At 35.3% G+C, this 12,124-nt stretch carries 12 protein-coding genes; 11 read left to right on the top strand and 1 reads right to left on the bottom strand.

Features of this window, described 5'->3' with window-relative positions:
- Positions 1 to 15 precede the first annotated feature (15 nt).
- The 11 genes from EG344_RS19955 to EG344_RS20005 all read left to right on the top strand — a co-directional run bounded on the left by EG344_RS19955 (position 16) and on the right by EG344_RS20005 (position 11,759).
- Positions 16 to 444: an SRPBCC domain-containing protein gene (locus EG344_RS19955; protein WP_123911094.1), complete on the top strand. Its 429-nt coding sequence runs from the start codon at positions 16 to 18 to the stop codon at positions 442 to 444.
- Positions 445 to 496: 52 nt separating this feature from the next.
- Entirely contained in the window at positions 497 to 955 is a 459-nt protein-coding gene (locus tag EG344_RS19960; RefSeq protein ID WP_123911095.1) for an SRPBCC family protein, read from the top strand.
- Positions 956 to 1,057: 102 nt separating this feature from the next.
- On the top strand, positions 1,058 to 1,516 hold the full coding sequence (locus EG344_RS19965) for a hypothetical protein (RefSeq protein ID WP_123911096.1): 459 nt from the start codon (positions 1,058 to 1,060) through the stop codon (positions 1,514 to 1,516).
- A gap of 169 nt (positions 1,517 to 1,685) precedes the next feature.
- The gene (locus EG344_RS19970; RefSeq protein WP_123911097.1) at positions 1,686 to 3,692 is read left to right on the top strand and encodes an alpha/beta hydrolase family protein; all 2,007 of its coding nucleotides are present in this window, start codon (positions 1,686 to 1,688) and stop codon (positions 3,690 to 3,692) included.
- A gap of 587 nt (positions 3,693 to 4,279) precedes the next feature.
- Positions 4,280 to 4,834 (top strand): RNA polymerase sigma factor, encoded by a 555-nt coding sequence (locus EG344_RS19975; protein WP_228412785.1) that lies wholly within the window; start codon positions 4,280 to 4,282, stop codon positions 4,832 to 4,834.
- An 11-nt stretch (positions 4,835 to 4,845) separates the two neighbouring features.
- Positions 4,846 to 5,178 carry a hypothetical protein gene (locus tag EG344_RS19980; protein ID WP_123911099.1) on the top strand — a complete coding sequence of 111 codons (333 nt, stop codon included), beginning with the start codon at positions 4,846 to 4,848 and terminating at the stop codon, positions 5,176 to 5,178.
- A gap of 92 nt (positions 5,179 to 5,270) precedes the next feature.
- Positions 5,271 to 5,528, top strand: coding sequence for a hypothetical protein (locus tag EG344_RS19985; RefSeq protein WP_089735915.1), 258 nt, complete (start codon positions 5,271 to 5,273; stop codon positions 5,526 to 5,528).
- A gap of 257 nt (positions 5,529 to 5,785) precedes the next feature.
- Complete coding sequence (locus tag EG344_RS19990) at positions 5,786 to 6,361, top strand: alpha/beta hydrolase (protein ID WP_164464476.1); 576 nt, start codon at positions 5,786 to 5,788, stop codon at positions 6,359 to 6,361.
- A gap of 417 nt (positions 6,362 to 6,778) precedes the next feature.
- Positions 6,779 to 7,426, top strand: coding sequence for a J domain-containing protein (locus EG344_RS19995; RefSeq protein ID WP_123911101.1), 648 nt, complete (start codon positions 6,779 to 6,781; stop codon positions 7,424 to 7,426).
- Between the two features lie 621 nt (positions 7,427 to 8,047).
- Positions 8,048 to 10,906 (top strand): aminomethyl-transferring glycine dehydrogenase, encoded by a 2,859-nt coding sequence (gene gcvP / locus EG344_RS20000; RefSeq protein ID WP_123911102.1) that lies wholly within the window; start codon positions 8,048 to 8,050, stop codon positions 10,904 to 10,906.
- A 157-nt stretch (positions 10,907 to 11,063) separates the two neighbouring features.
- On the top strand, positions 11,064 to 11,759 hold the full coding sequence (locus EG344_RS20005; RefSeq protein WP_123911103.1) for an aspartate/glutamate racemase family protein: 696 nt from the start codon (positions 11,064 to 11,066) through the stop codon (positions 11,757 to 11,759).
- A gap of 141 nt (positions 11,760 to 11,900) precedes the next feature.
- Here the strand turns inward: EG344_RS20005 and EG344_RS24070 are convergent, their stop codons facing one another.
- Entirely contained in the window at positions 11,901 to 12,074 is a 174-nt protein-coding gene (locus tag EG344_RS24070) for a hypothetical protein (RefSeq protein ID WP_164464477.1), read from the bottom strand.
- Positions 12,075 to 12,124: the final 50 nt, after the last annotated feature.

A 12,124-nucleotide genomic window follows, 5' to 3' on the forward strand; every position in this document is an offset into this window, starting at 1 on the left:
TATATTTAACACATTATGGAACAATTATCATATGAATTAGAAATCAATGCAGAACCTGAAAAAGTATGGAGTGTCCTTTGGGGAGATATTACCTACAGACAATGGACAACGGCTTTTACAGAAGGTTCTTTTTATGAAGGAGAACTGGAAGAAAATAACATTATAAAATTCTTAGACCCTAAACATAACGGGATGTACAGCCGTGTTGAAAAAGTGATTCCCAATGAGGAAATTAAATTTCTGCACCTGGGAGAAATTTATGAAGGAATTGAAGTCGCTAAGGATTGGGGTGATGCAACGGAATCTTATTTCCTGGAAGAAAATGATGAAGGAACACTATTGAAAGCAGTCATTAAAACTCCGGCGGAGTTTAAAGATTTTTTTGAAGAAAAATTTCCCAAAGCGCTGAATATTATCAAACACCTTTCAGAAAATCAGCTTTAAAGCAATGCTCATTTAAAAAGTAAAAAGACAATCAATCACAAAATTTTAAAATATGGAAACCCTATCATACGAAACAATAATAGATGCTCCTTTACAGAAGGTATGGGATATTCTCTGGAGTCCTGAAACGTACAGCCAATGGACAAAATACTTTGGTGCCGGATCTTCTGTTATGAAATCCGACTGGCAGGTTGGCGGAAAGACTTATTTCCTTAATGAAAAAGGAGATGGAATGGTTTCTACCATAGACAGCCTGGAGGAACCCCATCAAATTGTTTTTAAGCATTTGGGAATGACCGAAAATGGAGTAGAAGACACACAAAGCAAAGAAGTTATGGAGTGGAGCGGTTGTTTTGAAAAATATTTTCTGATAGATTTTGATGGGAAAACTAAGCTTCACACTGAAGTTCAGGTAGACAGTGAATGGCGGGATCATATGGAGACAGGATTTACAAAAGGATTGATCGTTGTGAAGAGTTTGGCTGAAGGGGGAAATCTCAGCTCAGTATAAAAGAGTTTGGATTTTAAGATTAAGGAGCTGTAATTGTGTATTTTGCAATTTTTGTTCCTTGTTTCCAATCTCTTTATCTATTGTGTATCAATTCAAGAAAATATGAAATTATTAGTAATTCTTTTCGGGACATTTATATTGGCTTTACTGGGAACCATGCTATTTCAGGGTAAGCCGGATCTTTTATTCTCAGGGAATCTTGGAATGGCGGTTTTTATCCTATTTACAGGATTCTCCCATTTTAAATTTCAAAAGGGAATGGCAATGATGATTCCGGATTTTATTCCTGCCAAAATATTTTGGGTGTATAGTACCGGGATTTTGGAGATTGCTGCAGGAATAGGCCTTATGATTCCTGCTATTCGTGAAATGACAGCTGTTTTGCTGATTATTTTCTATATATTGGTTTTTATAGCCAATATCAATTCATCCCAAAAGAAGATTAATATTTTTAAAGCAGATTACACAGGTCCGGGGATGCAATATCTTTATAAACAGAGAATTCCCATGCAGATCATTTTAATAGCATGGACCTGGTATTTCGGAATTTATCTACATTAAATGTATAGGCAGTCTTCAGGACTGCTTTTTTATTTTAAAACAGTCATAATAAATGTTAAATATTGTAACATTTATTGTTTTAAGTTGTCTTATATATAAAGAATCTGATTTTTTATTGAGTAAAATATTGAATTGGGGAATCTGTTTTTTAATTTTAAAAACGTAAGTTATGAATCTAAATTACAAAATTTTCGGTACAGCTTATATTGTACTTTCTTCTATTATGATAAATGCACAAAACTCTGCAGCTAAACTTCCGGGAGATCCCACGCTTCCGTCTACAAAAGCCAATCTTGAGAAACTGGTATCCTACGATAAAGGAGACTTCAAATATAAAGTAGAAGATTATTTTGCAAGGCCAAAAGCTTCAGCATTTAAAATTTCTCCCGATGGGAAATACCTTTCTTATAAGGAAAAAGATAAAGACCGTAAAAATCACGTATATGTTAAAGACCTGAATTCTGGGAAAATTACCAAGGCTATTGTTGAAAAAGATGATTTGATAAAAGCGTATGGCTGGCTGAATAAAAGTCGTTTGTTTTATACTCAAGATAAAGGAGGAAATGAAAATATTCACTTATATGCAGCAAATGTAGACGGAACAAATCTTAAAGATTTAACCCCATTTGACGGAATTACATTGGGAGAGATTAACCCGATAAAAGATACCGATTTCGTTGTGGTCACCATGAATAAAAATAATAAGCAGATCTTTGAACCTTATAAAATCAATTTTGTAACAGGGGAAATGACTCAGCTGTATGAAAATAAAGATGTCAACAGTCCTATTGATGGGTATATTTTTGATAAAGACGGAAATTTAAGAGGATATAGTGTTCTTGAAAACGGGCTGACTACTAAAACTTATTACAAAGATTTGCAGACAGGAAAATTCAATCTTCTGAAATCTGCAGACTGGTCGGATACCTTCAGCATTATCAGGTTTAATGATAATTCTAAGAATAAAGATGAAGCTTATGTAGTGACCAATCTGGATAGTGATAAGACAAGAATTGTTTTGTATGATCTTAAGAAAAATGCAGTAATCAAGGAAGTGTATGCTAATCCTGTGTTTGATGTGAGTTCGATAAGTTTAGCAGGTAAAAACAGAAATTATGAACTGGATTACATCAGCTATGAAGGTTTGAAAGGTGAGACAGTTCCCGTAAGTAAGTTTTATAAGGAAGTTGATGACAAATTAAAAGCCCAGTTTGGAGATAAAGAGTTTAGTATTGTTTCGTCAGACGATAATGATGATAAACTTTTGGTAGTGGTAGGAAGTGACAAATTATACGGAACTTACTATGAGTATGATACCAAAACCAAACAAACAAAACTTCTTTATAATCTGATGCCACAGCTGAAAGAAGAAGATATGGCTGAAATGAGGCCTATTGAATTCAAAAGTAGAGACGGATTAACCATTCGTGGGTATATTACCCTACCTAAAGCGGCTTTGGAAGGGAAAAAAGTTCCTTTGATCGTAAACCCTCACGGTGGTCCTCAGGGAATCAGAGATCATTGGGGTTTCAATCCGGAAACTCAATTGTTTGCAAGCCGAGGGTATGCCACGCTTCAGGTGAATTTCAGAATTTCAGGGGGATATGGAAAAGAATTCCAAAAAGCTGGCTACAAGCAGATCGGAAGAAAAGCTATGGATGATGTGGAAGATGGAGTAAAATATGCGATCAGCCAAGGTTGGATAGATAAGGATAAAATAGCAATTTATGGAGGAAGTCATGGAGGATATGCTACTTTAATGGGATTGATTAAAACTCCGGACCTATACGCTTGTGGTGTAGATTATGTGGGAGTATCTAATATCTTTACTTTTTTTGATTCCTTCCCGGAATATTGGAAGCCTTATAAAGAAATGGTAAAACAGATCTGGTATGATTTGGATAACCCGGAAGAAGCTAAAATTGCTAAAGAAGTATCACCGGTATTTCAAATTGATAAGATTAAGAAACCTTTATTTGTGGTACAGGGGGCGAATGACCCTAGGGTAAATATTAACGAGTCTGATCAGATCGTAAAAGCAATGCGGGCAAAAGGATTTGAAGTTCCTTATATGGTAAAATATGACGAAGGACATGGATTTGGAAAAGAGCCCAACAGAATCGAATTGTATAAATCTATGTTAGGATTTTTTGCTGAGAATTTCAATAAAAAATAAACAGGCAATTTTAATAATTTTGGAAACGGAGGATATGATGTCTTCCGTTTCTTTTTTATTATTTCTAGCGTAGCGAAGCAATCTTTTTAGAAATTGGATGCTGAGGTTGGAAAACGCAAGGACGCAAACTTATTGATTAGCTTTATACTTTTAAGGTACAGGAGTTTTATCTGTGATAAAATTGAATGATAGATATGTTTTCTCGCAGATCTCACAGATAACGCAGATTCTTAACGTCATAATTTTGGATAAAGAATTTTATATTATAGTAAAGTTTGTCTTTTCAAGGATGAATTTGAAGTGAATACAAATATAAAATTTAGCCCTGATAACAGCGGTTACCCCACAGCATGTATGGAATAAGCTTGGGGCGAGGAGTATGAGCGGATAGCAGGAAATAGCTCCCCCGAAAAAATAGGTAATCAGCAATGAGCAGTAAATAATGAGTGGCTGATGCATAAACAAAAGAAATAAAAGCCCGATGAATAAAAGAAAAACCGAAATTCCGGAAAAATATTTTAAATTTATTAAAGTAAAACCAAAAGGATAACCGTCATATCAGTATGGAGGTTGTCGAAAAAATAACAATGCCACAAAAGGATAAAGAAAGCATCATCTCACAAACCGTTTCCAACTACGGAGGGAAGCTGATGTCTTATATTCGTCCTAAAGTGAAAAACACGGAGGATGCAGAAGATATCCTGCAGGAAGTGTGGTATCAGTTCAGCAGTATTACCAATCTTTCTGAGATTGTGAATGTTGGGGGCTGGCTGTACAGGGTAACGGCGAATAAAATTACAGACCGTTACCGTAAAAAGAAAACAGAAAATCTTGAAGATTTCGTCTATGAGGACGAAGACGGAAGTTTTTCCATCAAAGATATTTTATTGATGGATGAAAGCGCAGGTCCTGAAGTAAAAATGTTTCAGGATGAGATCTGGAAAAAACTGTTTGAAGCATTGGATGAACTTCCCGAAAAACAAAGGCTGGTCTACGTAGAAAACGAACTCAACGACAAAACCCTCCAGGAGATCGCCGATGAACAGGGAGAAAACATCAAGACTATCATCAGTAGAAAAAACTATGCTGTGAAGCACCTGAGAAACAGATTGAGAAAATTATACGAAGATTTAAAAAGTTAGAAAAAGAAATTATGAATCATAAACACAAAAAGGGCTGGATTTTTTTATTGTTATGTCCGCCATTAATTCTCTTAGCCGTTACCTGGATCGTAATGTCGCTTTGGAATTGTCTTCTTCCTGAAATTTTAGGGGTGAAATCTATTACTTACTGGCAGGCAATGGGTATCCTGATCTTAAGTAAAATCCTTTTCGGAGGTTTTCATTTTGGTAAGGGCATGCGAGACTTCAAAGAGCGAAAAATGAGACAGAAAATGGAAGGATTATCGCCTGAAGAGAAAGAAAAATTTAAAGAAGCCTGGAGAAACAGATGTTCCGGAGGATTCTTCAACAGAAATAACGAATAATTTAAAAAATTTTAAAGAAGTAGTAAAGTAAAATTAAAATTCATTCGTCTTTATAAAAAACAAGAAGTAGTAAAATTTAAAATTTTGAAAAAATGAAAAATTCAGCATTAAAAGGTGCTCTTGGAGCACTAGCCGTTGTGGGTGTAGCCTTAATCGCTAAAAAAGCTGCCCAAAGAAAAAGATTTATCAGAGGTATTTTTGATGAATATGGAATCAAAGAAAAATCTCCTTTCGGATTAGCCGATAAGATCAGAGAAATGAATGATGAGGAGTATCAGGAACTGAAAGGGAAATTCAAAAAAGAATTCAGTTCAAGATGCTGCAAAAAGGATAATACCTGTGAAGCATAAAAAGTAAAAACTAAATTGAAATTGTTAAAATTCGGGATCGGGAAGCAAAGCTTCCCGATCCCGAATTTTTTTTTATTTTAAAATAAGTCAAATCGTTAAGAAGGATTTAAGAATGTTTTGGCAGTGAATTTATTGATTAAATACTAAATTTGTTTTCTTTTTATTAAATATTTTATTTTACGATTATGACACCGAAGAATATTTTCATCATTATAATCGCTTTTTTTTCTATAAGTGTTTACGGGCAGAAATCTGAATTGAAAAATAAGCAATATATTTTCTTTCTGCACAATAAGTTTTTGGAAGAACATCCTTCTGATGAAGCCCATCCTAAATATGGTATTGTGGAGTATGAAAAAGTACTTCATCAATTGAAGGATAGTGGCAATGTTATTCTTTTTGAAAAAAGAAAGCCCAATACTGATCCGGCCGTATATGCTAGGAAAATAAAGAAACAGATTGACCGCCTGATAAAAAAGGGAGTTAAAGCTGAGAATATTACGGTTGTCGGAACATCTCAGGGCGGTTATATCGCACAATATATTTCCTATTATGAAAAAAATCCGGAGCTGAAATTCGTTTTTATTGGAGCCAGCTTTAAAGATGATTCTTTAGAGAAGGATGAAAATTTCAGGCTGTATGGAAAGATTTTGTCTATTACAGAGAAAACTGATGATGGGCATGTTCCTCTATCTCAGGAGCAGCGATTTATCAGGTCTGATATTAAAGATTTTAAAGAAATTGAGCTTAATACAGGGCTGAATCATGGCTTTCTGTTTAAAGCTCTTGATGCCTGGATTCTTCCAACAAAAGAATGGATCAATCGTAAATAATATAGAGTAAATACAAGTAATTGACTTTATATGATTTGTTGGAAAACACAAGAGTATAAGACTTTTTTGCCTCGAATACACAAATAAAAAGTATTGTACTTTAAAATATCAATTGAAAAAGCCTTTTCTATGTACCCTTTAGTTTGTAAAAAAGAAATTAAGTTTACAAACTAAAGGGTACATAGATTTTATACAAGTAAACTCATTCGTGGATTAGTGGCCATCAAATAGGCAGTATTCAACTTTTCGCAGATAAGATCCTTGCGTCTTAAAAATATAAAGCCTGTTAGTCTTCTTTGCGCCCTTGCGCGTTCCAACAATTACTATCAGACGTTGGAATTGTCAGAAATACCTGCTTATTATTTACGATGAATACAAAGTAAAAAGAAAAATAAATCCTTATTTTTGTATTGTTCAATGAAAGACTACTACTATTTTCTCGGTATACCTCAGGATGCTTCGGAAGAAGACATCAAAAAAGCGTATCGGAAGCTATCTCTAAAATATCATCCCGATAAAAATGATAATGATGATTTCTTTGCAGACCGTTTCCGCGAAATTCAGGAAGCGTATGAAATGTTGAGTGATCCAATCAGGAGACGCAGTTATGATCAGAATTTAGAAAGTCATCAGCGAAGCTTTAGATATAATATTCCTCCTGCAATAAAGACTTTTACAGCGAATAAAATTCATGCAAAAAGAGGAGAGGAGATTATTATCAACTGGCAGACAAGCAATGCTGATGTAGTAAAGGTTTTGCCTTTCGGACTTGAAAAGCCATATGGGGAAAGGATCTTTAAGATCACAGAATTCAAAGATGGAAAATTTCAACTATTGCTTCACGCAACAAACTCATTATTGCATAAAACTGTAGTTCAGGGAATTACTATTACTGAGGTTTTTGAAAATGATACGGACAAATTCAAAAATACAGTGGAGGAAATGTTTAAATCACAACCGAGAACGGAGATCAACAAATCCGGGCAGCCTAAAATTGTAATGCTGTTTTGGGGTGTTATTGTGCTGGTGATCGCTTTATATTTCCTGATAAAGGAGTTTTTTTAAGCCATTTTCTTCCTTCCAGGACACTTTTTACATCTTTTCCCTTTCTTGAATTTTTTGCAGCAAGATTTCTTTTCGCAAAACATCTCTTCATTGTTAAATGCATACACAGGTGCCAAAGGCGGAACTTTAAACGGGACAATCATATTCATGGTGCAAATATATTAATTTAGAATAAATATAATTAATAAAATTTCATAAAATTCTTGAAACCTGATGAATAGCAATGCGGAGTCCTATTTATGAAGTGGATTGCCTTAAAACCGTACTCTGTTTTGTATGTGAATTTTCACATTTTCCATACCAATACTTTTATTTTTTACCTGTTGTAAATAAAAACAGATTTTTGCTATTTTAACTTTTACCTGAAAATTTCACCCAATTTCCAATGAATCTTCATTGTGTTATTGGTAATAAAATGATTGTATTTTTGAATACTGTTTGTAGAATTGAGACAATGGTTGTTTAAAATAGATTAAAATTTATCCGATTGTTATCAAAAGCTGATAGGTTTGTAATAAGTAAACTATTTAGTGAATTATCATGGAAAATATGCTGTTGTACAATCGTGTAAAAAATTGTAATTTTACCCATCTTTTTACAAACAAAATCTAATAAATAAAAATGAATACAGAACAGTTTGTGAGCCGTCACATTTCCCTAAATGAAGCCGATAAACAGGCGATGTTGGAAAAACTTGGCGTTTCTAGTATTGAAGAGTTAATTTCTCAGACCATTCCTTCTTCCATCCGTTTAGAAAAAGATCTTGAGATCTCAGAGCCACTTTCGGAATACGAAATGCTGAACCATTCTAAAGAATTGGCATCAAAAAACACTGATTATACAAGTTATATCGGTTTCGGATACCACAACACCCTTTTACCATCAGCTATTCAGAGAAATATCTTTGAAAACCCTAGCTGGTATACTGCATATACTCCTTATCAGGCTGAAATTGCACAAGGAAGACTGGAAGCTCTTCTTAATTTCCAGACTGTAGTGTGTGACCTAACTGGTTTTGGTCTTGCTAATGCTTCTTTGTTGGATGAATCTACTGCGGCTGCTGAAGCAATGCACATGTTCTTCAACAACAGAACTAAAGATCAGAAGAAAGGTGAAGCGAATAAATTCTTTATCTCTGACCTTGTATTGCCTCAGACAATCTCTGTATTAAAAACTAAGGCTGAAGGATTAGGAATTGAAATAGTTGTAGGAGATCATAAGACTCATGCATTTGATACCTCTTATTATGGTGTTCTATTGCAATATCCTGGTAAAAACGGAATCGTTCTGGATTATACAGAAAACATCGTAGAATATAAAAAATTAGACCTTCAGGTAGCAGTTGCATGTGATCCGATGGCTTTGGTGAAATTGAAATCACCGGCTGAAATGGGTGCTGACTGTGCGGTAGGTACTTCTCAGAGATTTGGTATTCCCTTAGGATACGGAGGTCCTCATGCAGCATTCTTTGCTTGTAGAGAAGAGTATAAAAGAGATATTCCTGGAAGAATCATCGGAGTTTCTCAGGATATGTATGGGAAACGTGCACTAAGAATGGCGTTACAGACTAGAGAACAGCATATTAAGAGAGAGAAGGCGACTTCTAATATCTGTACTGCTCAGGTTCTTTTAGCTGTAATGGCTGGTATGTATGCAGTGTACCACGGTCCAAAAGGATTAAACTATATTGCTGACCAAATCCATTTTAAAGCCAATGCTTTGAAAGGAGGGCTTGCAGCACTAGGGTATCAGGTAGTAGAAGAGCCTATCTTCGATACCGTGAAAATCACAATGCCGGAAGAAGAGAAAGGAAGACTGATGAGAATGATGCAGGATCACAGACTTAACCTTAACTACTTCACAGAAGGGGTTGTAAGCATTGCGATCAACGAAAGTACTACATTGGAGAAATTAAATTATCTGATGGCTTCTTTCGCTCAGTTCAAAGACAAGCAGACTTTCAAGTTAGAAATCAAAGAAGGATACAGCATTCCTGAAGAAAACCTTAGAAAGGATCAGATTCTTACAGAAGAAGTATTCAACAGATATCACACGGAGACAGAATTGATGCGTTACATCAAACGTCTTGAGAGAAAAGACTTATCATTGACTCACTCAATGATCTCTTTAGGATCTTGTACAATGAAACTGAACGCGGCTACTCAAATGTTGCCGCTTTCATGGGCAGATTGGGGAAGTGTACATCCGTTCGTACCGGTAGACCAGGCTGGAGGATATCAGCAAATGATTGCAGAGCTTGAAAAAGATCTTGCAACAATCACTGGTTTCGCAGGAACTTCATTGCAGCCAAATTCAGGGGCGCAGGGAGAATATGCAGGATTAATGGTTATCAGAGAATACCATATCTCAAGAGGTGATCATCACAGAAATGTAGTATTGATCCCTCAATCTGCACACGGAACTAACCCGGCATCTGCGGCAATGGCAGGAATGAAAATCGTAGTCGTGAAAAACCTTGAAAATGGTGAAATCGATTTCGAAGATCTTAAAGCTAAAACAGAATTACATTCAGCTAATTTATCAGCTGTAATGATTACATATCCGTCTACTTACGGATTCTTTGATGCTAATATCAAGGAAATTACTAACCTAATCCATGAACATGGAGGACAGGTTTATATGGACGGTGCCAACATGAACGCTCAGGTAGGATTTACAAGTCCAGGAAACATTGGAGCAGATGTTTGTCACTTAAATCTTCACAAAACTTTTGCCATTCCTCACGGAGGTGGAGGTCCTGGAGTAGGTCCAATTTGTGTGGCTAAGCACTTAGTACCATTCCTTCCTTCCAATGCAAACATCAAAATTGGAACTAAAGAAGCTATTGATGGTATTTCTGCAGCACCTTACGGTTCAGGATTAATTCTAAACATTTCTTATTCTTATATTAAAATGTTAGGAACTGAAGGTCTGAAAAAAGCGACAGGACATGCCATTATGAATGCTAACTACCTTAAGCTGATTTTAGCTGAACACTTCCCAATTTTATATTCAAACGAAAACGGAAGAGTAGCTCACGAATGTATCGTAGATTTCCGTCAGTTCAAATCTTTAGGAATTGAAGTGGCTGATGTGGCGAAGAGATTAATGGATTATGGTTTCCATGCTCCTACGGTTTCTTTCCCTGTTGCAGGAACATTAATGATTGAGCCTACAGAATCTGAAAGCAAGTCTGAAATTGATCGTTTTGCAGAGGCTTTAATCTCTATCAAGCATGAAATTGATGAGATTGCTAACGGACAGGCTGATCCGGCAAATAACGTATTGAAAAACGCTCCTCACACAGAACAATTGGTCATCTCTGATTCTTGGGATAAACCATACAGCAGAGAAAAGGCAGCTTATCCGCTAGAGTGGGTAAGAGATCACAAATTCTTTGCTTCTGTATCAAGAGTAGATGAAGCTTACGGAGACAGAAACTTAGTATGTACTTGTGAGCCGATTGAAGCTTATATGTAATCAGAGTTTTTTCCAGATATAATAAATCCCTCTCAGCAATGAGAGGGATTTATGTTTTTTTAGATACCATAATTCGGGAGACTTTACCTTAAACGGTCACTTTTTACAAATAGTAAAAGATTATTCACTATCTTTCTTTGTTTAATCTCAAATAAATATGAAAGTAATTGGTTTAATCGGGGGAATGTCGTGGGAAAGCTCGGTATTGTATTACCAGATCTTAAATAGAAAAACACGGGAAATTTTAGGAGGAAGTCATTCTTCTGAGTGTTTGATGTATTCGGTAGATTTTGGTGAAATTGCATTGTTGCAACATCAAGGAGACTGGGAAACCCTTGAGAAAAAGATGATCGCCGCTGCTCAGCGATTAGAGCGTGGTGGGGCTGATATTGTTTTGATCTGTACGAATACTATGCATAAAATGGCAGAAGCAATTGAACAAAATATAAATATTCCTTTACTACATATCGTAGACAGTACAGCAGCAGAAATTCAAAAGAAATCATATACGAAACTGGGAATGTTAGCTACCCAATTTTCGATGGAAGAAGACTTTTTAAAAAAACGATATAAAACGAAATATGGTATTGAAATAACTGTTCCCGAAGAAGACCAGAGAAATGAGGTACATCGGATTATCTATGAAGAACTTGTAAAGGGTATCATTAAAGAAAGTTCAAAACAATACTATTTGAAAGTTATTGGTGAGCTTGTGAAAAATGGTGCTGAAGCCATTATTTTGGGTTGCACAGAGATTGAATTGCTCATTAAGCAAGGGGATGTATCTATAGACCTCTTTGCAACTGCTCAAATACATGCTGAAAATGCAGTTGAGTGGGCTTTAACATCATAATATATAGAGTCTTCAACGGAGAGAAAAGCTTCTGATTTGGACAAGTATCCTACCTAAATAATTCTTTTATTTCTAAGATTTCAAATATAAATAAAGCCACTCCAAAATGGAGTAGCTTGTTGATGTGCTATATTTCTTTCTTTATCGTCTCTTATAGCTGTAAGCCACCAGAATGGCTACTCCCATAGTAAGAACGGTAATCATTGAAATCGTTTCAATGGAGATTCCACTTTTCATCTGTGTGTTTTCTTTTTCACAAGAATAAAAGAATAATACTGTCATCAATAGACAGCTCGATAGTAATTTTCTAATCATAATTGCATTTATTTGGTTATTAATGTTTTATAATCAAAAAGTATACCGAT

Origin of the sequence: Chryseobacterium sp. G0162 (assembly GCF_003815715.1) — a bacterium.
Taxonomy (GTDB): domain Bacteria; phylum Bacteroidota; class Bacteroidia; order Flavobacteriales; family Weeksellaceae; genus Chryseobacterium.